24 protein-coding genes and 1 tRNA gene are annotated in these 25,858 nt (G+C 68.2%); 17 read left to right on the forward strand and 8 right to left on the reverse strand.

Annotation, left to right across the window (positions count from 1 at the left end):
• Positions 1 to 11: 11 nt before the first annotated feature.
• Genes ACZ50J_RS03415 through ACZ50J_RS03460 form a run of 10 tightly spaced genes read left to right on the forward strand, consistent with a single transcriptional unit; the run spans position 12 to position 13,144 of the window.
• Positions 12 to 530 carry a 4Fe-4S binding protein gene (locus ACZ50J_RS03415; protein ID WP_464301304.1) on the forward strand — a complete coding sequence of 173 codons (519 nt, stop codon included), beginning with the start codon at positions 12 to 14 and terminating at the stop codon, positions 528 to 530.
• Positions 527 to 1,078, forward strand: coding sequence for an NADH-quinone oxidoreductase subunit J family protein (locus ACZ50J_RS03420; protein WP_464299884.1), 552 nt, complete (start codon positions 527 to 529; stop codon positions 1,076 to 1,078). Before ACZ50J_RS03415 ends, ACZ50J_RS03420 begins: the two co-directional genes overlap by 4 nt.
• Positions 1,075 to 1,380, forward strand: a complete 306-nt coding sequence (gene nuoK / locus ACZ50J_RS03425; protein WP_464299885.1) for an NADH-quinone oxidoreductase subunit NuoK — start codon at positions 1,075 to 1,077, stop codon at positions 1,378 to 1,380. The genes ACZ50J_RS03420 and nuoK overlap by 4 nt, the downstream gene beginning before the upstream one ends.
• On the forward strand, positions 1,377 to 3,422 hold the full coding sequence (locus ACZ50J_RS03430; RefSeq protein ID WP_464299886.1) for an NADH-quinone oxidoreductase subunit 5 family protein: 2,046 nt from the start codon (positions 1,377 to 1,379) through the stop codon (positions 3,420 to 3,422). Before nuoK ends, ACZ50J_RS03430 begins: the two co-directional genes overlap by 4 nt.
• Complete coding sequence (locus ACZ50J_RS03435) at positions 3,416 to 4,918, forward strand: complex I subunit 4 family protein (protein ID WP_464299887.1); 1,503 nt, start codon at positions 3,416 to 3,418, stop codon at positions 4,916 to 4,918. The genes ACZ50J_RS03430 and ACZ50J_RS03435 overlap by 7 nt, the downstream gene beginning before the upstream one ends.
• Positions 4,915 to 6,363, forward strand: coding sequence for an NADH-quinone oxidoreductase subunit N (locus tag ACZ50J_RS03440; protein WP_464299888.1), 1,449 nt, complete (start codon positions 4,915 to 4,917; stop codon positions 6,361 to 6,363). Before ACZ50J_RS03435 ends, ACZ50J_RS03440 begins: the two co-directional genes overlap by 4 nt.
• Positions 6,364 to 6,402: 39 nt before the next feature.
• A complete protein-coding gene (htpX, locus tag ACZ50J_RS03445) occupies positions 6,403 to 7,284 on the forward strand; it encodes a zinc metalloprotease HtpX (RefSeq protein ID WP_464299889.1) in 882 nt (293 codons plus the stop codon).
• An 18-nt stretch (positions 7,285 to 7,302) separates the two neighbouring features.
• Entirely contained in the window at positions 7,303 to 9,840 is a 2,538-nt protein-coding gene (gene pepN, locus ACZ50J_RS03450; protein ID WP_464299890.1) for an aminopeptidase N, read from the forward strand.
• Between the two features lie 5 nt (positions 9,841 to 9,845).
• Positions 9,846 to 12,338, forward strand: a complete 2,493-nt coding sequence (gene pepN / locus ACZ50J_RS03455; protein ID WP_464301305.1) for an aminopeptidase N — start codon at positions 9,846 to 9,848, stop codon at positions 12,336 to 12,338.
• Positions 12,339 to 12,340: 2 nt separating this feature from the next.
• A complete protein-coding gene (locus tag ACZ50J_RS03460) occupies positions 12,341 to 13,144 on the forward strand; it encodes a serine hydrolase (protein ID WP_464299891.1) in 804 nt (267 codons plus the stop codon).
• Here ACZ50J_RS03460 and ACZ50J_RS03465 read toward each other — a convergent pair.
• From ACZ50J_RS03465 to ACZ50J_RS03485, 5 genes are all read right to left on the reverse strand, one after another.
• The gene (locus ACZ50J_RS03465) at positions 13,141 to 16,017 is read right to left on the reverse strand and encodes a helix-turn-helix transcriptional regulator (RefSeq protein WP_464299892.1); all 2,877 of its coding nucleotides are present in this window, start codon (positions 16,015 to 16,017) and stop codon (positions 13,141 to 13,143) included. The two genes, ACZ50J_RS03460 and ACZ50J_RS03465, sit on opposite strands and share 4 nt — an antisense overlap.
• A gap of 59 nt (positions 16,018 to 16,076) precedes the next feature.
• Positions 16,077 to 16,280, reverse strand: coding sequence for a hypothetical protein (locus tag ACZ50J_RS03470; protein WP_464299893.1), 204 nt, complete (start codon positions 16,278 to 16,280; stop codon positions 16,077 to 16,079).
• A 128-nt stretch (positions 16,281 to 16,408) separates the two neighbouring features.
• Positions 16,409 to 17,164 carry a 3-oxoacyl-ACP reductase FabG gene (gene fabG, locus ACZ50J_RS03475; RefSeq protein ID WP_464299894.1) on the reverse strand — a complete coding sequence of 252 codons (756 nt, stop codon included), beginning with the start codon at positions 17,162 to 17,164 and terminating at the stop codon, positions 16,409 to 16,411.
• 25 nt (positions 17,165 to 17,189) lie between these two features.
• Positions 17,190 to 18,188 carry an NADPH:quinone oxidoreductase family protein gene (locus tag ACZ50J_RS03480; protein WP_464299895.1) on the reverse strand — a complete coding sequence of 333 codons (999 nt, stop codon included), beginning with the start codon at positions 18,186 to 18,188 and terminating at the stop codon, positions 17,190 to 17,192.
• A complete protein-coding gene (locus tag ACZ50J_RS03485; protein WP_464299896.1) occupies positions 18,185 to 18,988 on the reverse strand; it encodes an SDR family oxidoreductase in 804 nt (267 codons plus the stop codon). Before ACZ50J_RS03485 ends, ACZ50J_RS03480 begins: the two co-directional genes overlap by 4 nt.
• A 227-nt stretch (positions 18,989 to 19,215) precedes the next feature.
• Between ACZ50J_RS03485 and ACZ50J_RS03490 the strand changes: the two genes are divergently transcribed.
• Positions 19,216 to 19,809: a TetR/AcrR family transcriptional regulator gene (locus ACZ50J_RS03490; protein ID WP_464299897.1), complete on the forward strand. Its 594-nt coding sequence runs from the start codon at positions 19,216 to 19,218 to the stop codon at positions 19,807 to 19,809.
• Positions 19,810 to 19,814: 5 nt separating this feature from the next.
• Here ACZ50J_RS03490 and ACZ50J_RS03495 read toward each other — a convergent pair whose 3' ends face one another.
• The gene (locus ACZ50J_RS03495; protein ID WP_464299898.1) at positions 19,815 to 20,207 is read right to left on the reverse strand and encodes a VOC family protein; all 393 of its coding nucleotides are present in this window, start codon (positions 20,205 to 20,207) and stop codon (positions 19,815 to 19,817) included.
• A 221-nt stretch (positions 20,208 to 20,428) separates the two neighbouring features.
• Between ACZ50J_RS03495 and ACZ50J_RS03500 the strand changes: the two genes are divergently transcribed.
• Together ACZ50J_RS03500 and ACZ50J_RS03505 are read left to right on the forward strand one after the other, a co-directional pair.
• Positions 20,429 to 20,890 (forward strand): SRPBCC family protein, encoded by a 462-nt coding sequence (locus tag ACZ50J_RS03500; protein WP_464299899.1) that lies wholly within the window; start codon positions 20,429 to 20,431, stop codon positions 20,888 to 20,890.
• A 29-nt stretch (positions 20,891 to 20,919) separates the two neighbouring features.
• Positions 20,920 to 21,705 (forward strand): SRPBCC domain-containing protein, encoded by a 786-nt coding sequence (locus tag ACZ50J_RS03505; protein WP_464299900.1) that lies wholly within the window; start codon positions 20,920 to 20,922, stop codon positions 21,703 to 21,705.
• Here the strand turns inward: ACZ50J_RS03505 and ACZ50J_RS03510 are convergent.
• Positions 21,689 to 22,186 (reverse strand): YajQ family cyclic di-GMP-binding protein, encoded by a 498-nt coding sequence (locus ACZ50J_RS03510; protein ID WP_464299901.1) that lies wholly within the window; start codon positions 22,184 to 22,186, stop codon positions 21,689 to 21,691. The two genes, ACZ50J_RS03505 and ACZ50J_RS03510, sit on opposite strands and share 17 nt — an antisense overlap.
• A gap of 126 nt (positions 22,187 to 22,312) precedes the next feature.
• On the opposite strand from ACZ50J_RS03510, the gene ACZ50J_RS03515 reads away from it, so the two are divergent.
• Positions 22,313 to 22,396: transfer RNA gene (locus ACZ50J_RS03515), tRNA-Tyr, on the forward strand.
• Positions 22,397 to 22,447: 51 nt separating this feature from the next.
• On the opposite strand, the gene ACZ50J_RS03520 is transcribed toward ACZ50J_RS03515, so the two are convergent.
• On the reverse strand, positions 22,448 to 23,320 hold the full coding sequence (locus ACZ50J_RS03520) for an EamA family transporter (protein WP_464299902.1): 873 nt from the start codon (positions 23,318 to 23,320) through the stop codon (positions 22,448 to 22,450).
• Positions 23,321 to 23,397: 77 nt separating this feature from the next.
• Between ACZ50J_RS03520 and ACZ50J_RS03525 the strand changes: the two genes are divergently transcribed.
• The 3 genes from ACZ50J_RS03525 (at position 23,398) to ACZ50J_RS03535 (ending at position 25,839) form a co-directional block, all read left to right on the forward strand.
• Entirely contained in the window at positions 23,398 to 24,828 is a 1,431-nt protein-coding gene (locus tag ACZ50J_RS03525) for a DHA2 family efflux MFS transporter permease subunit (RefSeq protein WP_464299903.1), read from the forward strand.
• A 190-nt stretch (positions 24,829 to 25,018) separates the two neighbouring features.
• Positions 25,019 to 25,222, forward strand: a complete 204-nt coding sequence (locus ACZ50J_RS03530; protein WP_464299904.1) for a cold-shock protein — start codon at positions 25,019 to 25,021, stop codon at positions 25,220 to 25,222.
• Positions 25,223 to 25,356: 134 nt separating this feature from the next.
• Positions 25,357 to 25,839, forward strand: a complete 483-nt coding sequence (locus ACZ50J_RS03535; protein WP_464299905.1) for a hypothetical protein — start codon at positions 25,357 to 25,359, stop codon at positions 25,837 to 25,839.
• The last annotated feature ends 19 nt before the right edge of the window (positions 25,840 to 25,858 follow it).

The following is a 25,858-nucleotide window of genomic DNA, read 5'->3' on the forward strand; positions in this document are numbered from 1 at the left end:
TGGCGAAGGGTATGGCGACCACCGGTCGCACGATGACCAAGCACGCGCACACGCAGCAGTATCCGCATGTGCACCCGGACCTGCCGGAGCGCAGCCGCGGTGTCATCGCGTTGCTGGAGGAGAACTGCACCTCCTGCATGCTCTGCGCCCGCGAGTGCCCCGACTGGTGCATCTACATCGACTCGCACAAGGAGACGACGCCGCCGGAGACCGAGGGCGGTCGCGCCCGGCAGCACAACGTCCTCGACCGTTTCGCGATCGACTTCAGCCTGTGCATGTACTGCGGGATCTGCATCGACGTCTGCCCGTTCGACGCGCTCTTCTGGAGCCCGGAGTTCGAGTACGCCGAGGGCGACATACGAAACCTGTTGCACGAGAAGGAAAAGCTCGGCGAATGGATGCCGAGCGTCCCGCCGCCGGCGCACATTGACGAGGCAGAGAACCCTGAACGTGGATCCGGGGTCCCCGCGAAGTATCGGGGGAGCGCAGCGGAGGAGAACTTCGTGGGGCGGGGTGAGGTGCCTCGATGACGACCTATGACGTGCTGTTCACCATCGCCGGGGCGATCAGCGTCGCCTCCGGCCTGCTCGCGGTGAGCACCAAGCACCTCGTGCATGCCGCGCTCTGGTTGATCGTCAGCCTGGCCGCGCTGTCGGGCTGTTACCTGGTGCTCGGCGCCGAATTCGTAGCGTTGGTGCAGCTTCTCGTCTATGTCGGCGCTGTCGTCATACTCGTGCTCTTCGCCCTCATGCTGACCCGTGCGCCGATCGGGCGCAGTCACGAGCACGACACCCCGCTGATGCAACGCGCGGCGGCGCTCGTCGTCGGTGCCGCCACGGCGGCCCTGCTGGCGACCGTCCTGATCAGCGCCTTCGGCAACGACAGGACGCGCATCGACGGCGGGACCACGCACGCGTTGTCGGCCCGACTCTTCAGCAGCTGGGTGTGGCCCTTCGAGTTGCTGTCCGTGTTGCTGCTGGTGGCGCTCATCGCCGCGCTCGCGCTCGCCCGGCTCCCGATCGGGCGCGACCACGGTCACGACACCGCCCACGACGTCGTGAAGGGAGCCGCGAAGTGATCCACGCCGCGTTGCCGATGATCGTCGTCGGGTTGCTCTTCGGCATCGGCCTGTATGGCGTACTCGCCCGCCGCAACGCGGTCCTCGTGCTGATCGGTGTCGAGCTGATGCTCGCCGCGGCCGGCCTGCTCTTCGTCAGTGTGGGGTCGCTGACGTCCGACGCGATGCGCGCCGGTCAGGTGATGACGATCTTCGTCATCACCATCGCCGCCGCCGAGATCGCCGTCGCGCTCGGCGTGATCCTGGCGGTCTTCCGCGCCCGGGGGAACGTGGACATGGCGCAGCCGGGGGAGTCCGAATGATGCTTGCCGACGGCCGATTCGACTCCACCACGCTCGCGGTCGACTTCCCGATCCAACCCAGCCACCTGGCCATCCTGCTGCAGGTCGCGATCCCGGTGCTGGTCATCCTGTGCACCCGGCGCAGCTCGCACGCGTTCGCGATCGCCGGCGCCTTCAGCTTCCTCGGCCTCGTCTCGGCAATCGCACTGCTCGTGCAGCAGACCCGCGGCGGAGCGGTCACCGGCCCGGAGAGCATCGGCAGCCTGCCGCTCGGACCCGGCTTCGATGTGCCGTTGCACCTGCAGGTCGACCGGTTGTCGGTGCTCGTCGCGGTCGCGGTCGGCCTGGTGTCCTGGGTCGTCCAGCTCTTCACCCGCTGGTACCTCTACAGCGATCCCCGATACCGCCAGTTCGCTTCTGCGGTGGGCCTGTTCACCGCAGCCATGCAGCTGGTCGTGTTGTCCGGTGACGTGCTGTTGATCCTCGTCGGCTGGGAGCTGATGGGCTGGTGCTCCTACTTGCTCATCGGTCACGAGTCCGAGCGGGAGAAGGCGCGCCGGGCGTCATACAAGGCATTCATGGTGACGCGCATCGCCGACGCACCGCTGGTGATCGGTCTGGCGATCCTGTCGCTCGGCGCACACAGCACGGGCATCGACGACATCGTCCGGCACTGGTCGGCAGCAGCCGACACCAACGGCGGCGCGCTGACGGCCGCGCTGCTCTGTCTGATCTGCGCGGTGGCCGGCAAGTCGGCCCAGGTGCCGTTCCAGGACTGGCTGCCGGATGCGATGGAGGGCCCCACTCCGGCGTCGGCGCTCATCCACGCGGCGACGATGGTCGCCGCCGGAACGGTCGTGCTCGGCAAGCTGATCACCCTGTTGGAACTCTCCGACACCGCGCGCGTGGTCCTCGCGCTCGTCGCGTCCGTCTCGATGGTCGGTGCCGGCATCCTCGCCTTCTGCCAGCACGACCTCAAACGGCTGCTCGCCTGGTCGACCGTCTCCCAGGTCGGCCTGATGCTGCTCGGACTCGCCGTCGTCGCCACGGACGGCACCGCCGACCTCGGGATCGCCCACCTGCTCTCGCACGCCATGTTCAAGGCGTTGCTGTTCCTCATGATCGGCTGGCTGTCGGTGCTGGTCAGCGGTACGACGGTCGAGCGCCTCTCCGGTGCGTTGAGCAAGTACCCCGAGGCCCGCCGGATGGTCGGCATCGGCCTCCTCGCCCTGGCCGCGGTGCCACCGTTCGCGGGCTTCGCGTCCAAGGACCTGATCATCGACGAGGCCGCCCGGCGGGGCATCGACGGAGACCTCACCGCGCGCATCGCGTTCGCCGCGCTGGTCTGCATCGTGCTGCTCACCGCGGCATACACGATGCGCATGTGGCTCATCCTGATCCACCGCACCGGCAGCCAGCGGGTGCAGGTGCGCGAATGGGTCGAGGACAGCTACGACGTGCAGGACGTCGGCATCGTCGAGATGCTCACCGACCTGCCGCAGGTCGACCAGCACGGGCGACCGGCCGAGCACCAGGTGCTGATCGAACAGCCGCTGGAGGAAGACGAGCCGCCGCTGTCCGAGCAGCAGCCCGGCGGTGGAGCGCGCTTCGGCCTGCAGCTTCTCGCGTTCCTCTCCGTCGTCGGCGGCCTGCTGGTCTTCTCCCCGATGCTCGACGTGGACTGGAAGCATCCCAATGTCTGGCTGATCGGCGCGTCGCTGCTGCTGATGGTCGCTTCGGCGCTGCTGGTCCGCATGATGTCGATCGGCACCGTCTACGGCGACGCCGCGGCACGGATCCCGACCTTCGTGCGCGCGCCCGCGTCCCGCGGGTTCGACGTCGACGGGCTGTATGTCGCGTTGACCCGCCCGGTCCTGCGGCTGGCGCACCTGGTCGCCCGCACGGACGGCCGGCTGGACGCCGGCGTGCAGCGGCTGCCCGCACTGTCCGCCCGCCTGATCCAGCGCATCGACCGCGTGCACACGCACCGGCCGACGAGCGGCCTGGTCGCGGTGTCCGTCGGGCTCGTCGTGGTCGGTCTGATGGGGGTCATCCTGTGGTAGCAACGCTCTTCGTCGCTCCGCTGGCTCCCGTCGTCGCGGGGCTCGCACTCGTGGTCGGTGACCGCAGCTTCCGGTCGGTGAGCCGGCACACGGCATACATCGTGTCGCTGGTCGCGACGCTCGCCTCGCTCGTCGCCACCATCCTCATCGCGAAACAGCGCCCGGTGCTCGACCGGCAATGGGTGCCGGAGATCGGGATGCGCCTGCATCTCGCGGTCGACGGCATCAGCGTGCCGCTGCTGCTGATGACCGCTGCCGTCGGCGTGCTCGTGGTGCTGCACGCCCGCCACGAGCAGCCCGCGGGAGGCACGCCCGCAACGTTCTACGGCTGCCTGCTGCTGGTCATCGGTGGCGGCATCGCGACCTTCCTGGTCCAGGACGCGATCAGCTTCTTCCTCGCCTTCGAGGTCGTCCTGGTGCCGATGTGGGTGCTCATCGGCCGCTTCGGCGATCGCCGGGACGCTCGCGAACGCGCCCGCGCCGCAAACACTTTCGTGCTCTACACGGTGCTGGGTTCGACCCTGATGCTCGTCGGGATCCTCACGATGTCGTTCGCCGCCGGCACCACCGACCTGGCCGGCATCGCCGCCAACCAGATGTCGCCGGGCAAGCAGACCGCGGTCGCGCTCATCCTGCTGATCGGCCTCGGCATCAAGGTGCCGATGTGGCCGCTGCACTCCTGGCTGCCCCGGGCACACACCGTCGCGCCGACCGCCGGCTCGATGCTGCTCGCCGCGGTGCTGCTCAAGATGGGCACGTATGGCGTCGTGCGGCTCGTCGTCGCACCGCTGCCGCAAGGTGTGGAGAAGCTCGCGCCATACATCGGGACGTGTGCGGTCATCGGCATCGTCTGGGGTGGGCTGGTCTGCCTCGTCGAGCGCAACCTCAAGCGGCTGGTCGCCTGGTCGTCGGTCGCGCACATGGGATTCGTGCTGCTCGGTCTGATGAGTGGCACCACGATCGGAGTGCAGGCCGCACTCTTCGCGAACATCGCCCACGGTGCGATCTCCGCCCTGCTCTTCGCCGTCGTCGGTGGGCTCAAACACCGGTGGGGCGGCGACGACCTGGAAGTCGCGCGCCGGTCGCTGCGTGACGTGTCGCCACGGCTGAGCCTCGCGCTCGTCATCGGGTTCGCCGCATCGATGGGGTTGCCCGGTCTGGCCGGCTTCTGGGGCGAGGTGCTGGCGATCTTCGGAGCCTGGACCCCCGGCGGGGACCGGCCGCTCGGCTGGTTCCGCGTGCTGGCGGCGTTCGCATCGATCGGCGCGGTGCTCGCCGCGGCCTATGCATTGCGGGTGCTGCGGGTCGTCTGGCAGGGCTCGGCACAGGGCGGTCTGCCGCCCGAACCCGACCCGGCGACGGATGCGCGCGGCAACGAATTGCTGGTCACCGGTGTGCTCGGCGGCGCCGTGGTCGTGCTCGGCGTCATACCGCTGATCCTGCTGAACACCACGTCCGGGGCGGTCGATCAACTGATGGCGGTGATCGGCCGATGAAGCTGACCTACGACTGGTGGCTGCTCGCTCCCGTGCTGGTCCCTGCCGTCGGCGCGATCCTGCTGCTGGTGCTGGACGCCGTCGCACCGCGCCTCGGCCGAGTGCACTGGGCGATCGCGGCCGTGCTGCTGCTCGCGGGTGCCGCGGCGGCAGTGCCGGGTGCGTTGCCGTCCGCCGACGATCCGCGACGCACGCTCTGCCTGCCGCACGGCACCTGCCTGTATGTCGTCGACCACGTCGGTGTCGGCCTGCAGCTGACCGCACTGGTCAGTGCAGCCGTGGTCGCCCTGCTGGCCTTCCCGATCCGGGTGCCCGCCGAGCGCGCCGCCGTGCAAGCGACCCTCGTGCTGGCCGCGACCGCCGGTGCCACCGGAGTCGTCGCGGCACGCGACCTCGGGTCGTGGCTCGTCATGCTCGAGTTGGCCACGCTGCCGGCCATCGCACTCGTCGCGCTGCGCGCCCGCCGGGCCGCGGTCGACGGTGCGCTCGCATTGCTGACGACATCGCTGGTGAGCTTCGCGATCACCGTCATGGGCGCGGCGCTGTGGTTCGCCGCGACCGGGTCCGCGCTGTTCTCCGGCGACGCGGTGCTGCAGGCGTCCCAGGACCCCGACTCGCGCCGGATCCTCGTGCTGGCAGTGGTCTTCATCGTCGCGGGCCTCGCGTTCAAGCTGTCCCTGGTGCCGTTCCACGCCTGGACGCCGGAGGCATTCGGCGGCGCATCGGTGCCGATCGGCGCCTTCCTCGCGGTGACCTCCAAGGTTGCCGCGCTCGCGGCTCTGCTGGTCATCTTCCGCGGTGTGACCGTCCTCGGGACCTCGGCACTGGCCGCGGTCGGTGTGCTGTCCGCACTGTCCATGACCCTCGGCAACCTGATGGCGCTGCGGGAGAAGAGCACGCTGCGGTTCCTCGCCTGGTCCACGGTCTCGCAGGCCGGTTGGGTGGTCCTGCCACTCGCCACCGTGTCCTCACGCGCGGTGCGCTCCGCCGCGGCATACCTGATCGTCTACGCGGTGGCGACGCTGGTCGCCTTCGTCGTGGTCACCGCACTCGCCCATGCGGACGGCCGCGAGGACGCGAGGCGCCTGTCGTCATACGGGGGACTGCTGCAGCGCCGCCCGCTGCTCGCGGTCACGCTCGCTCTCGCCCTGCTGACCCTGATGGGCCTGCCGCCGGCCGTGATCGGGCTCGTCGCCAAGGTCGCCGCGATCGGCCCGGTCGCCGGTGGTCGGCTGTGGGTGCTGGCGATCATCGCCGCCGTCAACGCCATGCTCGGCGTCGCGGTCTACCTGCGCTGGCTGCGGATCCTCTTCGGCAAGCGCAAGGACCCGGAGAACCCCGAGGCACTGCATCCCGTGCACAACGTCCTGGTGATCGTCGGCGCGCTCGCCCTCGTGGTGACCAGCATCGCGCCGCACTCCCTGCTGCAGCTGGTGGGCCGGTAGTCCCGGAACAAACCGATCGGTCATGCACGTTTCCCCGGTATGCACCGTCACTTCAACGGCCTGAAGACAGCCGCGCTCTTCGGCGGCATCTGGGTCGTGCTGCTCGCCATCGGCGGGCTCGTCGCCGGCGGCCGTTACATCTGGATCTTCGCGTTGATCGGTGTGGCGACCACCGCCTACAGCTACTGGAACTCCGACAAGCTGGCCATCAAGGCGATGCGTGCCTACCCGGTCAGCGAGATCGAAGCCCCGGCCATGTACCGCATCGTCCGCGAGCTGTCGACCAAGGCCGGCAAGCCGATGCCGAAGCTCTACATCTCACCGACCGACGCCCCCAACGCATTCGCGACCGGCCGTAACCCCTCACATGCTGCCGTCTGCTGCACCCAGGGCATCCTCGACCTGCTCGACGAGCGCGAGCTGCGCGGTGTGCTCGGCCACGAGCTGATGCACGTCTACAACCGCGACATCCTCACCTCCTCCATCGCCGCCGCACTCGCGGGCATCATCACCTCCATCGCCCAGATGATGATGTGGTTCGGCATGTTCGGCGGAGGCGGCAGCAACGACGACGACCGCCCGAACCCGCTCGCGATGCTGGCCATGGCGTTCCTGGCACCCATCGCCGCGAGCATGATCCAGCTGGCGATCAGCCGGACCCGCGAGTACGACGCCGACGAGGACGGCTCACAGCTCACCGGCGACCCGCTGGCGCTGGCCTCGGCGCTGCGCAAGCTCGAGGTCGGCACCGCCCAGCGGCCCCTCGCACCCGAGCCCAAGGTCGTCAACGCGAGCCACATGATGATCGCCAATCCCTTCCGGGCACAGGACGTTTCGCGGCTGATGTCGACACACCCGCCCACCGAGCAACGCATCAAGCGGCTGGAGGATCAGGCGTACGGCCGACAGATCCGCGGGTGACGTGAAAGGCTCGATCTCATGGGTTCCTTGCTGCGCACCGAGGCACAGGCACGTGCCGCTCTCATCGACGTCACCTCCTACGACCTCACCCTCGACCTGGACCGGGGTGAGGAGGAGTTCGGCTCCGAGACCACGATCCGCTTCACCTGCTCCGAGCCGGGTGCGTCGACCTTCCTGGACCTGGACGCCGCCTCGGTCGCGTCGATCACGCTGAACGACAAGGAGATCGACCCGGCGTCGATCACGGACTCGCGCGTGACGCTGGCGGAGCTGGCTGCCGACAACACCGTCCACGTGGTGGCGACCATGCGCTACCGGCACGACGGGGAAGGCCTGCACCGCGCCGTCGACCCCGCCGACGGGCAGCACTACGTCTACGGCATGTCGTTCCTCGACGCCGGGCCGTCGATCTTCGCGTGCTTCGACCAGCCCGACCTGAAGGCTCCGTACGACGTGCGGGTGCGCGCACCGCAGGACTGGCTCGTCGCCGGCAACGGTGCGGCCGAGCAGACCACACCGGGCGAATGGACCCTGGCGACGACACCGCCGCTGTCGACCTACTTCGTGACGGTCTGCGCCGGCCCGTATGCCGTCGAGACCGACGAGCACGACGGCATCCCGCTCGGCATCTATGTGCGTGCCTCGCTCGCGGCGCAGCTCGCCGAGCAGCGGGACGACATCTTCGAGGTGACCAAACAGTCCTTCGACTACTACCACCGGCTCTTCGGAATCCGTTACCCCTGGGGCAAATACGACCAGTTCTTCGTTCCCGAGTTCAACGCCGGCGCGATGGAGAACCCGGGCTGCATCACCCTGCGCGACCAGTTCATCTTCCGCGGAGCGCACACACGCTCCCAATTGCTCACCCGGGCCAACACGATCAGCCACGAGATGGCGCACCAATGGTTCGGTGATCTGGTCACCATGCGGTGGTGGGACGACCTGTGGCTCAACGAGTCGTTCGCCGAATACATGGCGCACCGCACGCTGGTCGAGGGCACGAGGTATGACGAAGCGTGGGTCGACTTCGGCATCGCCCGCAAGACTTGGGGGTATGGCGTCGACCGCAGTCCGGCGACCCACCCGGTGGCCGGTGCGGACGCACCCGACGCCGGGTCGGCGCTGACCAACTTCGACGGGATCTCCTATGCCAAGGGCGCTTCCGCTCTGCGTCAGCTGTCGGCATACGTCGGAGACGACGCCTTCATCGCCGGCGTGCGAAAGCATCTGACGGACAACAGTTTCGGCAACGCCACGATGAACGACTTCCTCGCCGCGGTCGAGCACGAGAGTGGCAAATCGCTGGACGCCTGGACCAAGGCATGGCTGCTCAGTTCGGGTGTGGACGAGATCCGGCTGGACGTTCAGGAGCAGGACGGCGTCATCGAACGCGCCGACCTCGTTGTCACGCCACCGGAGGGCCGCAGCGGTGGCCGGCCGCACGTTCTCGAGATCGGCGCCTTGACCGACGGCCGAGAGGTGCAGCGCATCCGCGTGCAGACCGACGCAGCGACCACCGAGCTGGCGGAGCTGGCCGGGACGACGCGTGCCAACCTGTTGCTGCCGAACGTCTCCGACCTCACCTGGGCGACCACCATCCTCGACACGGCCTCACTCGAAGCTGTCGACACCGAGCTCGCTGCCGGGCAGGACCCGCTGGTCCGGCTCTCGCTGTGGGCAGCATTGCTCGGCGGCGCGGACATCGGACAGATCGATCCGCGCATCGTCGTGCGGACGTTCGCCGCGACCTGGCCGACCGAGACGGTGGCCCCGCTGGGCGACAATCTCGCGCGACTGATCGACACGTTCTATCCGTATCGCTTGGTGCCGCAGGCAGATTCGGCTGCCGCCAAGGCAGCGCTCGCCCGGGCCGGCACACGTCGACTCGAGCTGGTGGACCCGGCGTCCCCCGCGGCCCTGACCGGCGCCCGCCTCGTGGCGGCCACGAGCAATGACGCGGCCCTGTTGTCGGCATGGGCGGCGGACCACGACCGACCCGCGGCCGCGGCCGGGGACCAGGACTTCGGCTGGATCTGCGTCGCCCGCCTGGCCGAGCTGGGTCAGATCGACCACGCCGGCATCGAGCAGGCAGCGGGCAAGGACGACAGCCTCAATGGCCGACTCGCCGCTCTCCGGTCGCGCGCCGCGCTGCCGACCGAGGACGCCAAGGTCTGGGCGTGGGACCAGCTGTATGGCGAGGGCAACCACTTGTCCAACTACGAAGGCATGGCGATCGCGGCAGGTGTCTTCGCCGGTTACGGCGAGAACGACGCGACCGCGCTGCTGCGCCCCTACGCAGACCGCTTTTTCACCGAATTGCATTCTGTGCCGAAGAAGTTCGGCGACATGTCCGCGGAGCAGTTCGTGTCGGCCGCCTACCCTCATCCCGTGGTGGAGCAGGACATCGCGGATGCCGCCCGCGCCGCGATCGGCGACAGCGCCAACACCGCCGGAGTCCGGCGCGCACTGGTCGACGAGTTGGACCGCACCGATCGCGCGTTGGTCGCCCACGAGCGGTTCTCGCACATCCCGCAAGACCAGACCGTGGAGGGTTGATCACTGTGCCGTCGCTGTTGCGCACCGAGGCCGAGGAACGTGCAGCGCTCGTCGACGTCCGGTCCTACGACGTCTCGCTGGACTTCACGAAGGGTGATGAGTTCTTCGGCTCGGCGACCACCATCCGGTTCGGCTGCGCCACCGACCACGCGTCGACGTTCGTGGAGTTCAGCCCGCACGAGGTGCACGCAATCACGTTGAACGGCACTGCGATCGACGTCTCGGAGGCAAGAGACGGTCGGTTGTGGCTGGACGATCTGGCGACGGACAACGAGTTGACCGTCGACGCGACGATGGCCTACGTGCGGGACGGTGAAGGCATGCATCGCGCCGTCGACCCGCAGGACGGCAATGCCTATCTCTACGGCAGTCCCGCCTCGTCGACGGCCGGCAAGATCTACGCATGCTTCGAGCAGCCGGACCTGAAGGCGCCATACAGTGTGCGGGCGAAGGCCCCGCAGGGCTGGACGGTCATCGCCAATGGTGCGGCCAGTGACGGAACGGACGACACCGCGACTGACGGGTGGCACACGTTCGAGACCACCCGCCCGATCGCGACCTACTTCTTCACTGTCTGTGCCGGACCCTTCGCATCCCGGCGGTCCGAGCACGACGGGATTCCGCTCGGCATCCACGTCCGCGAGACCCTCGCGACCCAGCTTGCGGAGCAGGCCGACGAGATCTTCACCGTGACCCGGCAGGGCTTCGACTACTACCACCGCGTCTACGGCATCAGGTATCCCTGGGGGAAGTACGACCAGGTCTTCGTGCCCGAATTCAACATGGGCGCAATGGAAAACCCCGGGTGCGTGACTCTGCGCGACGAGTTCGTCTTCCAGGGCCGGGCCTCGCGCGCCGAGCATCTGTTGCGAGCCGTGGTGGTCATCCACGAGATGGCGCACATGTGGTTCGGCGATCTGGTGACGATGAAGTGGTGGGACGACCTCTGGCTCAACGAGTCGTTCGCGGAGTTCCTCGCGCAGCGGGGGACCGCCGAGGCGACCGAGTTCACCGAGGCGTGGATCGACTTCTCCGCCACTCGCAAGAACTGGGGGTATGCCGCCGACCGCGCACCGTCCACCCACCCGATCGCCGGGACGCCGGCACCCGACGCGAACGCCGCGCTGGAGAACCTCGACGGCATCACCTACCCGAAGGGTGCGTCCGCGCTGCGTCAGCTCGCGGCATACCTGGGGGAGGAGATGTTCCTCGCCGGAGTGCGGAAATACCTGCAAACACACGAGTTCGGCAACGCCAGTCTGCAGGACTTCCTCCACGCGATGAGCGAGGAGAGCGGCCGCGACCTGGAGGCATGGGCCGAGGCGTGGCTGCTGACCCCCGGCACCGACGTGCTCGAGGTGTCCACCGAGGACGACATGGTGGTGATCAACCGGTCGACGCCGGAGCAGTTCCCGGCACAGCGCCCGCACGTGACCGAGATCGCTGCCTATCGGCGGGGGGTTCAGGTCGCCACAGCCGACGTGCGCATCGATGCCGACCGCACCGAAGTCGTCGGTCGGAAGCTCGCGGAGCCGTCAAATCTCTTGATTCCCAACGCAACCGACCGCACGTGGGCGATCGTTGCCCTGGACGACGCGACCCAGGCGAAGCTGCCGGACGAGCTGCCATTGATCGACGACGCGGCCGCACGCGGGGTGGTCTGGTCGTCACTGCTCAACGGCCTCGCGCTCGGGACGGTCGACCCCGCTGTGGTGCTCGACTCCTTCGTCGCGGCCTGGCCGGTCGAGGACGTCGACCCGTTGCTCGAGGCGGTCGCGAACACGGTCACCAGCCTGCTCCCGGGCAAGTTCCTGGCTGTCACCCGGACCCCCGCGGCACTGGATCGCCTTGCGGCCACGGGCTATCGAGTGTTCGAAGCAACCGGTGCCAGCGACTCGCGCCGGCTGACGGCTGCTCGTCTGGTGACGGCGACCTCCGCACACACTGACCTGCTGCGGGAGTGGCTCGCCGGTAAGGGTCTGCCACCGTTCCTCGCCAGTGACGACCAGTTCCGCTGGTCGGTCATCGGGCGGCTGGCGGCGCTCGGTGACATGGACACGGTGGAGATCGACGAATGGCGGAGCAAGGACCCCTCGGTCAGCGGAGTGGTGCGCTCGCTGTCGGCACGCACCCGTATTCCGACCATCGAGGCGAAGGACTGGGCGTGGTCGCAGCTGACCGCTCCGGACGGTGCCAGCAGTCACGAGCTCAGCGCGGTGGCGGTGTCCTTCTTCGGTGCGACGGACCAGGAGATCACCCGGCCGTTCGTCGCCCGGTTTTTCGACGAACTTCCCACTCTGTCAAGCAAGCTCGGTGACATGGTGTTGCATCTACTTGCAGCGGACGGCTATCCGGCGACCGTCGTGGAGCAGCGCACCGTGGACCTGGCCGAGCAGGCGCTGGGACGAGACCTGCCGGCAGGTGTGCGGCGGTCGTTCGTCGATGGCACCAGCAGACTGCGGGAGCAATTGCGCTCCCAGGAGAGGTTCGGAGCATAGGTATGGCGATTCAGTGGAGTGTCCTTGCGACCCGGCTCGACGACCCGGACGCAGCACCGTGGCTCGAGCAGTCCTCCGACTTGGTGCTCAAGACCGCATCGGTCGGCAAGCTGCTGGTGCTCGGCGAGGTCGCGCGACGGCTCGACAACGGCGAGTTGGCCGCGGACCACCGGGTCAGCAGGACCGGTTCGCGCTTCGTCCGCGACTCCGGTCTCTGGCACGTCCTCGACCAGGAAGAGCTGACGGTCGTGGACGTCTGCCGTCTCGTCGGTGCGGTCAGCGACAACCTGGCGACCAACGTCCTGATCGATCTGGTCGGGCTGGATGCCGTTGCGGCATACGGGGATTCGCTCGGTGCCAAGCCGATGGAAATGCTCGACTACGTCAGCGGGGAAGCACGTGACCTGTCGATCCCCGGGACCCCGCCGACGTTGTCGCGCGCCAGTGCGGCATCCCTCGTGCACTACCTCCGCAGCCTGTATGACGGCACCGTCTCGCCGCGGGTGGCGGAATGGATGTCGCTCAGCACCGACCTGTCGATGGTTGCTTCCGCATTCGGCGCGGATCCGTTGGCGCACAACGCGATCGGGGAGTCGGAGGAGGCGCGGCTGATCAACAAGACCGGCACCGACGACGGCATTCGCGCGGACGTCGGACTGGTGCGGGACGGTGACCGCGCGGTCGGTTACGCGGTGATCGCCAACTGGCCGACCGACGAGTCGGCCCCCGGGCTCGCGTCGGTCATGGCGCGGATGCGTCGGATCGGCGACGACATCCGCGATCGCCTCGCGCAGGAGAGCAGCTAGTCCAGGAGCGCACGCTGGCGGGCCACGTCGACGGCCTCGGTGCGTGTGGCGGCACCGAGCTTGCCGAGGATGTTCGAGACGTGGACGCTGGCCGTCTTGGTGCTGATGAACAGCCGGGAGGCGACCTGGCCGTTCGTCATACCCTCCGCGACCAGGCGCAGCACATCCAGCTCTCGCGGTGTCAGGGCGCCGTCCCGTGACTTCTCCCCACGCGGCTGGCCGCGCAGTTGGGCGATCAGTTGTGTCGCACCGATCCGCCGCGCTGTCGCGAGCACGTGTTCGGAGAGTTCACGCGCCTCGCTCGACGCGCCTGTCGACTGCAGTGCCCGCGACAGCAGGAGCTGTGCGACGGCCTGCTCATAGACGAACCCGGCGTTGTCGAACTGCTTGACGGATTCACGGTATTCGTCCAACGCCAGCTCGTCGTCACCGGACAGTCGGGCGAGCTCGGCACGTGCTCGGGCGAACCACGCGCGGGACTCCTCACCGAGCGACTCGCGCCACCCGCGGACCGACAGGATCTCGTCGAGCGTCGCGGACAGCTCCTCGATCCGCGGCGACCACTCGGCGGTCGCTCGCGGCTTCCCTGCGACGGCATCGGCGATGTGGGTCAGCAGCAGCGCGGTCATCCGGATCTCGGCGTCGAAGATCGACAACCGCCATACGCGACGGACCGTCCCGACCGCGTCGTCGTAGATCTCGACCGCTCCGGCCAGATCACCGGACGAACCGAGCACGTCGATCATCGCCGGGGCGCCGTTGGCCAGGATGAACATGTCCTGCGACCAGTGCGGACGCAGCTCCTCGTGCGCGGCACGTGCCTGGTCGAACCGACCGCGTGCGACGTCGACCGTCATCCGCACCGCAGCCGCGGACGCGGTGGTCAACGGCGGCAGGTCGTCCGTCGCGGCGAGCAGTTCGTCGACGCGTTCCCAGTCGGCCTGCTTGGCGGCCAGGGTCGCCGCGAAGATCAGCGCGTCCATGCCGTACATCTCGGTCCGGGCGTGCGCCTCTGCGGCGCGACGGATCGCCTGGTCGTAGATGGCGGCTGCCTTGGCGTGCTGATCGGCCCGCGCGTGCAGCCCGGCGAGTTGGTGCAGGGCACGCAGCTCGGCCCGGATGTCGCCGTCGGCGGCAGCCTGCCGGCGCACGTGTTCCAGCGTCGACAGCGCCGAGGTCATGTCGCCGGCGAGTCCGTCGAGCTTGGCCTGGGTGGTCATCGCATCGCTGATGATCATCGGCTCGTCGACGGCTCGCCCGATCGCCAGCGCCTCCACGGCGGCAACGGCCGACTCGTCGTGGCGTTCGTAGGACAGCAGGTAGCGCGCCTTGAGGGCGAGCAGCTGCCCGAGCAGGGCGTTCTCGTCCAGCTCACGCGCCCAGCCGATCGCCGTGTCGAGCAGTTCGTCCGCCTGATCGGGCAGGCCCTCGATGCCGAGTTTGGTGCTCATGGTCGGCAGGTCGGTGAGCAGCAGCGCGGACAGGTAGAGGCGCACCAAACGCGCCCGATCCACCAGCGACCCCTTGTGGGACAGCAGCGCGTCCCGGATGAGTTCGGCCGCCCGGTGCGGGTCCCCGGCGGCGAGCAGTGCACGAGCCGCGCGCTGTGGCAGGTCGGTCGGGACATCGGTGAGGTTCGGGTGCCCGGCGGCCAGCGAGATGGCCTCCTCGAAGTGCCGCGCCGCGTTGGACGGCGCGGCGCCCTCGAGCGCTTCGTCGCCCGCCCGGACCCGCGCGTGCAGCGCGGTCTCGAAACGGCCGGCCTGTTCGGCGTGCTTGGCGATCAGCGCCGCGGTCTCGGGCTCGTCCCGCGCCAGGAGTATGTCGGTGAGCGTCTCGTGCAGCCGGACGCGTTCGCCGGGCAGCAGGTCGTCATACACGGCTTCGGAGAGCAGCGCATGCCGGAAGGAGTAGGACCCGTCACGAGTGGTGACGAGCAGATGCGCGTCGATCGCGGAGCGCAGGGCGGTGTGCAACCGATCCGGCGGCAGGCCGACCAGGCCCTGCAACGTCGTGTCGGACGCGCTGGACCCGGCGACCGAGACCGCGCGCAGCACACGACGGGCGTCGTCCTCGAGCGAGTCGGCGCGCACGAGCAGCAGGTCCGCGAGGTCACTGGGCAGGGAAGGTCCGCTCATGTCGCGCGGTTGCATGGACGCAGCGACGAGTTCCTCTGTGAAGAAAGGGTTTCCGCCGGATCGACGGATGATGTCGCCGGCAGCGGGGTCGGCGAGTCCGGGGCGCAGGTGGTCGACGAGCGCTCGTGCGGGGTCGGCCGCGAGGGGTTCGAGCAGCACACGGCGGACGGCCGGCAGACGGGACCACTCGGCGAGTGCGGGGCGTAGCGGATGCCTGCGGTGCAGGTCATCGGTCCGGTAGGTGGCGACGACGTGGACCCCCGGTCGCACGTCACGCGTGAATTGATAGGTCAGCAGCTCCCGGGTTGCCCGGTCGGCCCAGTGCACGTCCTCCAGGACCACGAGAGCGGGTGCCAGCCCGCTGAGTTCGTCCAGCATGGTCGCGACGGTCTCGAAATATTCGACCGGTCGCACACCGTCCTTGGCGACGAGACATTCGGTGGAGACGACACCGTCCGCGGCGGGGACCTCACGCAGCGAGCGGGCGATGTCGGTGATCGGCAGGTATGGCGCGGCGCTGTCGCCGAGGTCGAGGCAGCGCCCGATGAGGACGACACCGTCGGCCTGCCGGCAGGCCGACGCGAACTCCGCCACGAGGCGGGTCTTCCCGATGCCGGCGTCTCCGCCCAGCAGGGTGATCGACGACTTCGCCGGATCGCGTAGCAATCGGGCGAAGTCGTCGATCTCCTGGGCTCGACCGAAGATCGGTCCGTCGGGTGCGGAGTCGAAGGTCACCCCGCCATTGTTCCCTGTCCCGGGCTCCAGCGGATCGGCCAATGCCGACCCGCCCGGGTTCAGCGCCATCCGAGGCGGCCCGGGGTGACCAGGTTCGGGTTCGGCCGTGGCGTGGGCTGCTTCTCCGCCGGGCGCCGGCGACGTCCGAAGATGCGGCGGACGCTCAGCTCCCAGCCGTGTGAGACCGCGAAGTCGTGCGCGATCTGTTGCTGCCGGTAGGCGATCTCCGCGTCGACGATGGGGGAGGTGGAGTAGGAGTTCATCAGCGTGCCTTTCGATGTCGTGTGCTTGTGACATCGAGAGTCGTCGCCTGAGGTAGTCCACCGCGTCGGGCGGATGCCCTATTTCCTCCGCTGAGGTACTACCTCAGACGGGACCCGGCACCGCCGGATCAGTCGTAGGGACCGCCTGCGACATACAGGACCTGACCGCTGACGAAGCCGGCGTCCTCGCTGCAGAAGAAGGCCGCTGCATTGGCGATGTCGGCCGGCCGGCCGACGCGCTGGACCGGGATGTCCTTGGCCGCGAGCTGCTGGAACTCGTCGAAGTCGATGCCGACGCGGTCCGCGGTCGCCTTGGTCATGTCGGTGACGATGAAGCCGGGTGCGATCGCGTTCGCGGTGACACCGAACTTGCCCAGCTCGACGGCCAGCGTCTTGGTGAAGCCCTGCAGGCCGGCCTTCGCGGCGGAGTAGTTGACCTGCCCGCGGTTGCCCTGTGCGGAGGTGCTCGACAGGTTCACGATGCGGCCGAACTTCGCCTCGGTCATGTACTTCTGGGCGGCGCGGGTCATCAGGAAGCTGCCGCGCAGGTGCACGTTCATCACCGTGTCCCAGTCGTCCGCGGACATCTTGAAGATCAGGTTGTCGCGCAGCACGCCGGCGTTGTTGACCAGCACGGTCGGTGCGCCGAGTTCGGTGGCGACCTTCTCGACGGCTGCCGCCACGGACTCCTCGTCGCTGACGTCACAGCCCACGGCCAGCGCTGTGCCGCCCGCCGCCGTGATCTCGTCGACAACGGCCTGACAGGCGCCCTCGTCGAGGTCCAGCACGCCCACGGCGAGACCGTCGGCGGCGAGGCGCTGAGCGATCGCTGCGCCGATGCCACGCGCCGATCCGGTGACGATGGCAGTTCGTTTGTCCGTCATTTCTCTCCTGAGTGTTTCGTTGGATTCATGCAGTTGGTCGAGTGCCGGGATGCCAGACCAGTCGGCCGACGGTCCTGCCCTCCGCGAGTTCGGTCAGGCCCGCCGGCAACTCGTCCCGGTCGAGGCGGCGACTGATCAACGGCTTGATGTCGCCGTCGGCGGCCATCCGCGCGAGCTCGGCATACCCCTGGGCGATGACCGATGGACGCATCGTTTGGTAGTAACCCCAGTGCAATCCGAGGATGGAGTAGTTCTTCAGCAGCAGGTGGTTGAGGGACGGTGCCTGGATGCGACCGCCCGAGAAGCCGACGACGACGATCCGTCCTTCGAAGGCCACGCACTTGGTCAGTAGATCGTAGGCATCCCCGCCGACCGGATCGAAGATGACGTCGGCGCCGTGCCCGTCGGTGGCCGCCTTCACCTGCGCGACGACGTCCTCGGTGAGACGATCGATCACCACGTCGGCGCCCAAACCCGTTGCCGCTCGGGCCTTCTCGGGTCCACCGACGATGGCGATCACCCGGTTGCCGTTGCGCTTGGCCAGTTGTACGGCGGCAGATCCGACACCACCGGCAGCCGCCTGGACGAGCACGGTGTCGTCCGCGGTCAGCCGGGCGCGGTGGAAGAGCGCCGCCCACGCGGTCTGGTAGGCGATGGTCAGGACGGCCGCCTCGTCGTCGTCCAGCGAGTCCGGGGCCAGCACGCTCTCCGCCGGCATGAGGGCGGCCTCGGCGAAACCACCGTGCGGCAGTGCCGCCATACCGATGACCCGGTCGCCGATCGTGCGGTCGGTCACCCCGTTGCCGAGTGCGGTGATCTCGCCGCAGAGCTCCGCACCCGGGGTGAAGGGCAGCTCCGGGCGGACCTGATAGAGGCCCTGGCACATCAACACGTCGGGAAAGTTCAGCGCGGCACTGAGCACCCGAACCTGCACCTGGCCGGGGCCCGGCTCGGGCGCCGACGTCTCGATCAGCTCCAGCGCATCCGCCGGCTTCGCCAGCTGCTGCACCTGCCATGCCTTCATCGCGTGTCTCCTGCCTCGTCGACCCTGGTCTGTAGCCGCTGCATGCCCTTCAACCATCTGTCGGTGTCGGCGCCGCGCAGCGCGAAGTAGTCCTTGACCTCCGGGTGCGGAAGCACCAGGAACTCACCGGTCGCAACGGTTTTCACCAGCGTGTCGGCGACGTCCGCCGGCTCGAGGGCACCGTCGTGGCCGATGGTGTCGGCGACCGGATCGTTGCCGGGGCCGGGGTACATGTCGGTGCGGACACCCTGCGGGCAGATCGCGTGGACGTCGATGCCGCGGTGCCCGTAGGTCACGGCCAGCCACTCGGCGAACGACTCGGCGCCGTGCTTGGTGACGGCGTATGACGGCTGGCCCAACACGGTCAGCAGGCCGGCCGCCGACGCGGTGACGACGAACCGGCCGGATCCGCGTTCCAGCCACTCGGGGAGCAGCAGTCGCGCGGCGCGGACGTGCGCCATGACGTTCACCGACCAGGAGACCTCCCAGTCGGTGTCGGGGCTCTCCAGGCCGGCCCCGCGGGCGACCCCGGCGTTGCCGATCCAGACATCGATGCCGTCGAGCGCTTCGCGTGCTCCATCGACGATGTGCCGGACGCCCTCCTCGGTGGATATGTCGGCCGAAAACGATTGTGCACCAATGCGATCCGCCGTCACCTGAAGCTCGCCCTTGAGCAGATCGGTGACCAGCACCCGCGCGCCGAGGGACGCGAGTCGCTCGGCGATCGCCGCACCGATCCCGCGCGCGGCGCCGGTGACCACCACTCGTTGGTCCTGCCAGCTCGTGAGTGGTCTGGGCACTACGGCTCCTTCGGATCGATCAGTGGGCGAGCGTGCCGGACGCACGCTACTAAGCGCTTGCTTAGCGTCGCACGCTGCGGCATGCTCGTCAACGAGGCTCGATCTCCGAAGGCGTCGCGACTCGCAAGCTCCCTGCGACGCGATCGGATCTCGACGCCTGGTGTGTTCTGACTGAACTTCTATGCGTCGGCGACCGTTCGACGTGATTCGAACGTGAGGGTTTCCCGATGGCCGAACCGGCGGACGCGTCCCCATCTGCCGCGCAGCGCAGGCTGCTCGATGCCGCACGGGATGCCTTCGGGGCCAAGGGTTTTCACGGCACCACCACGCGAGACATCGCTGCCGCCGCCGGCATGTCGCCGGCTGCCGTCTACGTGCACCACCGCACCAAGGAATCGTTGCTCTTCGCCATCTCGTCGGCCGGGCACCAGGCCATCCTGCGAGCTCTGGAGGAAGCCGCGCGCACGGCGGACGACCCGAGCGGTCGGCTCGCCGCGATGGTGCGCCGGTTGGTGCTCGGCCACGTCGTCGACCACACCATGGCGCGGGTGGTCAACTACGAACTGGATGCGCTCGCCCCCGAGCATCGCGCGCTCATCGATGCGCTCCGTCACGACATACAGCAGTTGATCCGGACGGCGCTGGTCGAGGGATCCGCCACCGGCGAGTTCGACTGCCCCGACATCGGTATGACGACGAACGCGATCATGGGCATGTCGATCGACGTCGCCCGTTGGTATGACGAGCGGGATGCCTGGCTGCCGGAACGCGTCGCCGACCATGCCGCAGCGATGGCGCTGCGGATGGCCGGCGCGTCCTGATCCCGCTACCCGGCTGCCGCTCGTTCCGCGTCACTGCCTTCGACGCAGAACTCATTGCCCTCGGGGTCGGCGAGCACGACGAATCCCGTCCCGTCGGGACGGCGATGATCCGCGTACCGGGTCGCACCGAGTCCGAGGAGGCGCTCGACCTCCTCGTCGCGGGTGCGATCCGTCGGTGACACATCGAGGTGGACACGGTTCTTGACGACCTTCTGGTCGTCAACGGGTAGGAACAGCAACGAGATTCCGGCCGGCCCGAGCAGTCGGGATTCGGGATCGCCGGGGTTGTTGGGATCGTCCGGATCGTCGTCGAAACCGTCCAACACCTCACGCCAGAACTGCATCAGTGCGTAATGGTCATGGCTGTCGACGGTGATCGTTCGCAAGCGTGCGCTCATCTGCGCCACTCCTTCTGAAGGAAATTCGAAGGCAGCGGCCGCGACTCAGACGTGGATCAGGTATGCCGAGGCGCGCTGCCGATGATCGTTGTGTTCATGGCGTGCACCTCCTTCTTCCACTCGGTCGTCGCCACCGAGTCTCATCTGCTGTGAGTGGTGGCGCAACCGAATTCGCACGATCGACCATTGACATATTCGTTTAGACGAATATATTGGCTGGCATGACAACAACCATTGAACGCACCGTCCCCGCAACACCCGAGCAGGTCTGGAACCTCTGGGTCACCCCCGATGGCATCTCACAGTGGTGGGCGCCCGAAGGTTTCCGCACCGACGTCACCCGCCTCGACCTGAAGCCGGACGGCGAGCTCGTCTACACCATGACCGCCGTCGGCCCCGAGCAGGTCGCATTCATGGAGCAGAACGGCATGCCACTGGTCACCGAGTCGCGAAAGCGGTTCATCGAGATCGCCGAACCGACCAGGCTGAGCTATCAGTCGCTGGTGGACTTCGTGCCCGACCACGCGCCATACGAGCAATTGACCGAGATCGAGCTCGAGCCGACTGCCGGCGGCACCCGCGTCATCATGCGGGTGGAGCCGATGCATGATGAGGTCTGGACCGAACGGCTGGTGGCAGGCCGGTCCAACGAACTCGACAACCTCGCACGGCTGCTGGCCTGACCCTGTCCGCTGCGGTAGTGAAGGGCACCATGAGCCTCGACATCCAACAGGCATTGGGAGCGATCGGCGAACCCACCCGCTTCCGGATCGTCGAGTTACTGGGTCAGCGACCGATGACCGTGGGCGAAGTCGCGGAGGCACTGGGCGCCCTGCAGCCACAGACCACCAAGCACCTCCAGGCGCTCGCGGCGGTAGGTGTGATCGAGGTGCACAAGCTCGGACGCCGTCGGGTCGCCCGACTCAATCGCGGCACCTTCGGTGAATTGGCCGAGTATCTGGGCCGATTCGGCACGAGCGACGGCGACGATGCGGCGCTGGAATCCTACGAACACGCGATCGCCGTAGCGGGACCGGACGGTGCCGGGGCGCCGCGTAGCGTGCGCTTCGAACGCAGCCTGCCGTCGTCGCCGGACGAGGTCTGGCAGGCGTGGATCGATCCCGAACGTGCGGTCACCTGGTGGGCGCCGCGGCATTTCTCGGTCGAGACGTTCGAGATCGCGCCGAAGGTCGGCGCGCCGATCCGACTCGTGCTGCGCGAAGGGGCGTCCGACACCTACGCATCGTCCGGGCAGGTGACGGAAGTCGACCCCGATCGGAGGCTCGTATTCAGCCTGGCGCCGCTCGATGCAGATGGTCAGGCATTGTTCACGGCCGTCCACACCGTCACGATCGAAGGTGCCGGGCCCACCATCCTGCGGCTGACGATCGACGTGTCCGAAGTGCGCCCCGAAGCAGCGTCGGCCGTAGCCGGGCTGGAGATCGGCTGGGGTCAGTTGCTCGACGCGCTAGGTGTCACGCTCAGCGATAGTTCGTGAACTGCAGCGCCACGTCCAGATCGGCGCCCTTGAGCAACCGCTGGACCTCCTGCAGGTCGTCGCGGGACTTGCTGGTCACGCGCAGCTCGTCGCCCTCGATGCGCGACTTGACCGACTTGGGGCCCTCGTCGCGGATGATCTTGGAGATCTTCTTGGCGTTCTCCTGGCTGATGCCGTCCTGCAGTGTCGCCTCGAGCCGGTAGTCCTTGCCGGACAGCTGCGGTTCGCCGTCGTGCGACAGCTCGAGCGACTTGAGCGAGACGCCGCGCTTGACCAGCTTGGTCTGGAAGACGTCCAGCACCGCGAGCGTGCGCTCCTCGGAGTTGGCCTTCATCAGGATCTTCTCGCCGGACCATTCCAAGGAAGCACCGACGTTGCGGAAGTCGTACCGCGTGGAGATCTCCTTGGCCGCCTGGTTCAGTGCGTTGCTGACCTCCTGCTTGTCGGTCTTGCTGACGATGTCGAACGACGAGTCGGCCATGATGCTGCTCCTTCGAGAGGGGTCCGATGCTGGCACCCGAGTATGCCGCGAGGTCATGCGTATGTCGGGCGGGGGACGCCGATTCGCTCAGGTCGCCCGATGCTTGTTATCCTCGTCCACGCACCAGCCAGGTTGCCCGAGCGGCCAATGGGAGCGGACTGTAAATCCGTCGCGAAAGCTACCTAGGTTCGAATCCTAGACCTGGCACCAGTGCACGAAGGCCCCGGCGGATGCCGGGGCCTTCGTCGTGGGATGGCTGCGTCATACCGCGATGAGGGCGATGCCCATCAGCACCACGATCGCGCCGGCGAGCTTCCGGGCGGGAGCCGGCTCATCGAAGAGCTTCCACGCGAGCAGCGACCCGACCACGATGCTCGACTCTCGTGCCGGTGCGACCAGCGCGACCGGCGTCGTCGTCATCGCCTGCAGGACCAGGATGTAGGCGAGCGGGGAAAGCACTGCGACACAGATGATCTCGCGCCAATGGTCGCGGGGAACGCGTGTCAGTTCCGTGCGCCTGCCCCGGAGTCCGGGGAGCATGAGCAGACTCTGCCACGCGGTACTGAAAGCGAAGTACGGGATCGGCAGCAATGCGAGCTGTGACATCGCGTGGTCGTCCCAGAGCGTGTACGACGCGATGGCCAGCCCGGTGAACCCTCCCCACAGCAATCCGGTGCCTGCCGACGCCGGGCGGCCCGCCATACCGTCGGACGACCGGGCCGAGGCGACGACGGCTACACCGAGGACGATCACGAATCCGCCGACGACCGCGATCTTTCCGGGGCGTTCGGCCAGCACCAGGATCGCGAAGAGCATGGTGAGCAATGGACCCGTCCCGCGGGCGACCGGGTAGACGACGCTGAGATCGCCCTTGCGGTAACCGGTCTGCAGGGTGAGGCCGTAGGCGATGTGCAGGGCCCCGGACAGCGCGCTGGCGCCGAGCAGGGTCCAGGTGACACCGGCGTCGCCGCGCAGCAACACGACCAGGCCGATCGGCAGCCAGACGACGGCGGACAGCAACGCATACGAGAAGACGAAGACGAAGCCGCCGTGGGCAAGGCGTTTCGCGGCGATGTTCCAGATCGCGTGCAGCACCGCGGCGGTGAGGACGAGGGCCAACGCGGTCACGGACATCCCGACGACGCTATCGAAGGATCGCGCCGAGCCCGGGAACGGGGAATGATGCAGCACGTGGCGGCCTTGAGGTGCAGGTGACCGACGAAGCGGACCCGACCCGACTGCTCGCGCCGAGCGAGCCGGCCGGTCGCCGCCTGTTGGTCACGACGGTGCTCGGGTCCGGCCTCGGCTTCCTGGACGGCACCATCGCGAACGTCGCACTGCCGCACATCGGCGACGATCTCGACGCGGACCTGGCCGGCCTGCAATGGGTGGTCAACGGCTACACGCTTGCCCTGGCCTCGCTCATCCTGGTCGGCGGGTCGCTGGGCGACCGCCTGGGTCGCAAGCGGGTCTACGGTTGGGGCGTCGCCGGTTTCGCGGTGGCGTCCGCCCTCGTCGCGCTGAGCCCGACGATCGAGCTGCTGGTCTTCGCCCGCATCCTGCAGGGTGTCGCGGCGGCCTTGCTCACGCCCGGGTCGTTGGCGATGCTGCAGTCGTCGTTCCGCACGGAGGACCGGATGCGTGCGGTCGGCGCATGGACCGGGACGTTGGGCATCGCCACGGCCGGCGGGCCCGTGGTCGGCGGCTGGCTGGTCGGCATCGACTGGCGGATCGCCTTCTGGATCAACCCGCCGATCGCGGCGATCGTGCTCTGGTTGCTGCGGACGGCGCCCGAGTCCCGGGATCCGCAGGCATCACACCGGATCGACTGGGCGGCGGTGCTGCTCGCCCCGGTCGCTCTGGCGGGCATCACCTGGGCGCTGACCGCCTGGCCGGACTCGGGCGCGTCACCGACGACGCTGGGTGCGCTCGCGATCGGGCTCCTTGCCGGTATGGCGTTCGTCCTCGTCGAGCTGCGCACCACCCACCCGATGGTCCCGCCGCGCCTGTTCGGTTCGCGCGATTTCTCGGTGATCAACGCCGTCACCCTCTTCGTCTATGCGGCACTGAGCGGCGTCATGCTGTTCCTGGCGATCTTCCTGCAGATCAGTGCCGGCTGGACCCCGCTGGAGGCGGGTGCAGCAACCGTCCCGGTGTCCGTGCTGATGTTCTTCCTGGCATCTCGATTCGGCGCTCTCGCAACGAAACTCGGACCTCGTCCGCTGCTCGTGGGTGGCTCGGCCGTGCTCGCGGTCGCCTTCGGCTGGCTCGCCCTGGCGCCGGACGATCCGTCATACCTCGGGCAGATCCTGCCGGGTGTCGTCGTGATGGGCTTCGGCCTGTCGATCCTCGTCGCACCGCTGACCGGTGCCGTGCTGGCGGCTGTCCCGGATGCCCAGTCCGGACTCGCCAGCGGCATCAACAACGCGGTCTCCCGCACTGCGGGACTGATCGCCGTCGCGGTGCTGCCGTTGCTCACCGGACTGTCGGGCACGGCATACCGCGATGCCGTCGCCGTCGGTCACTCCTACCGAGCGGCGATGTGGTGGTGCGCCGCGCTCGTCCTCGCCGGAGGGGTGCTCGCCGCCGTCGGACTGGCCGGGAAGGCCCGGAGTTCCGTTTCCGTGCCCGGTGGTGGGTAGACTGTCCAGCGGTCAGCAGTTGTTTGCAGTTGTTCCTTCACGTCTTGAGCGCGCTGGATCCACGCAGCGCTCGACGAAAAGTATTGATGACTCCATGTTGGACATGCCTGTCGGACATATTTGACGTCAATTTTGGCCCCGGGTCCGCGCAAGGTGCACGGCCCGGAAGTTATCGAAGGGAATCGCCAACATGGCAACTGGAACCGTCAAGTGGTTCAACGCGGAAAAGGGCTTCGGCTTCATCGCTCCCGAGGACGGCAGCCCCGACGTCTTCGTCCACTTCTCCGCGATCGCCGGCACCGGCTACAAGTCGCTCGAGGAGAACCAGCGTGTGGAGTTCGACTCCGCGCAGGGTCAGAAGGGCCCGCAGGCCGAGAACGTTCGCGCGCTCTGATTCACTTCTGAATCGCCTGAAGGCGGGCGTCGCCGGGATTTCCCGGTGGCGCCCGCCTTTCGTTGCCCTTTTCGGGTGCTCGACGCTCGAGCAATCGGCCCTCGAAACGATCCGGCGATCGTCATACTCAGCAGATGCGGTGGTACTGGGGGACGTTGCTGGCGATCGCACTCATCGTGGCTGTGCCGTTGGGCGGGCTCTGGCTGTGGGGGCGGCCGCGTGCCCACGTGGCGATGCCGACGGCTGCGACCTCACCCGCGGATGTGGTCCGGACCTACGCGCGGGCGATGAACGAACGCGACTTCGACGCCTGCAGGCGGATGGGAGTCGGAAACGCGGGCAACGCCGACGCCAACTGGACGACCCTGCAGGGTCCGCGGATCGACGACCTGCGGATCGACGGCGTTGGCAAGGTCACCACTGGTCGCCTGGCGACGAAGGACCCGTGGTCCGATCCGGGGATGCGCCCCTGGGAGCAGACCGTGAGCGTCGAAACGTCCGAGACGACGAAGAACTTCGACGGCCAGCCGGAGCCCGAGGGGCACGTGTACTCGTTCGAGCTCGTCCGGCACAGCAGCTCGCAGCCCTGGCGGATCTACTCGTATGGCGAGGGCTGACCGAGACCTCACGTTTGCG

The organism is Flexivirga sp. G2 (assembly GCF_055397625.1).

Coding starts and splice junctions, on each gene's coding strand:
- ACZ50J_RS03415 (WP_464301304.1), top strand. CDS start 12: ATGGCGACCACCGGTCGCACGATGACCAAGCACGCGCACACGCAGCAG.
- ACZ50J_RS03420 (WP_464299884.1), top strand. CDS start 527: ATGACGACCTATGACGTGCTGTTCACCATCGCCGGGGCGATCAGCGTC.
- ACZ50J_RS03430 (WP_464299886.1), top strand. CDS start 1,377: ATGATGCTTGCCGACGGCCGATTCGACTCCACCACGCTCGCGGTCGAC.
- ACZ50J_RS03440 (WP_464299888.1), top strand. CDS start 4,915: ATGAAGCTGACCTACGACTGGTGGCTGCTCGCTCCCGTGCTGGTCCCT.
- htpX (WP_464299889.1), top strand. CDS start 6,403: ATGCACCGTCACTTCAACGGCCTGAAGACAGCCGCGCTCTTCGGCGGC.
- pepN (WP_464299890.1), top strand. CDS start 7,303: ATGGGTTCCTTGCTGCGCACCGAGGCACAGGCACGTGCCGCTCTCATC.
- ACZ50J_RS03460 (WP_464299891.1), top strand. CDS start 12,341: ATGGCGATTCAGTGGAGTGTCCTTGCGACCCGGCTCGACGACCCGGAC.
- ACZ50J_RS03470 (WP_464299893.1), bottom strand. CDS start 16,280: ATGAACTCCTACTCCACCTCCCCCATCGTCGACGCGGAGATCGCCTAC.
- fabG (WP_464299894.1), bottom strand. CDS start 17,164: ATGACGGACAAACGAACTGCCATCGTCACCGGATCGGCGCGTGGCATC.
- ACZ50J_RS03480 (WP_464299895.1), bottom strand. CDS start 18,188: ATGAAGGCATGGCAGGTGCAGCAGCTGGCGAAGCCGGCGGATGCGCTG.
- ACZ50J_RS03490 (WP_464299897.1), top strand. CDS start 19,216: ATGGCCGAACCGGCGGACGCGTCCCCATCTGCCGCGCAGCGCAGGCTG.
- ACZ50J_RS03495 (WP_464299898.1), bottom strand. CDS start 20,207: ATGAGCGCACGCTTGCGAACGATCACCGTCGACAGCCATGACCATTAC.
- ACZ50J_RS03500 (WP_464299899.1), top strand. CDS start 20,429: ATGACAACAACCATTGAACGCACCGTCCCCGCAACACCCGAGCAGGTC.
- ACZ50J_RS03505 (WP_464299900.1), top strand. CDS start 20,920: ATGAGCCTCGACATCCAACAGGCATTGGGAGCGATCGGCGAACCCACC.
- ACZ50J_RS03510 (WP_464299901.1), bottom strand. CDS start 22,186: ATGGCCGACTCGTCGTTCGACATCGTCAGCAAGACCGACAAGCAGGAG.
- ACZ50J_RS03520 (WP_464299902.1), bottom strand. CDS start 23,320: ATGTCCGTGACCGCGTTGGCCCTCGTCCTCACCGCCGCGGTGCTGCAC.
- ACZ50J_RS03530 (WP_464299904.1), top strand. CDS start 25,019: ATGGCAACTGGAACCGTCAAGTGGTTCAACGCGGAAAAGGGCTTCGGC.
- ACZ50J_RS03535 (WP_464299905.1), top strand. CDS start 25,357: ATGCGGTGGTACTGGGGGACGTTGCTGGCGATCGCACTCATCGTGGCT.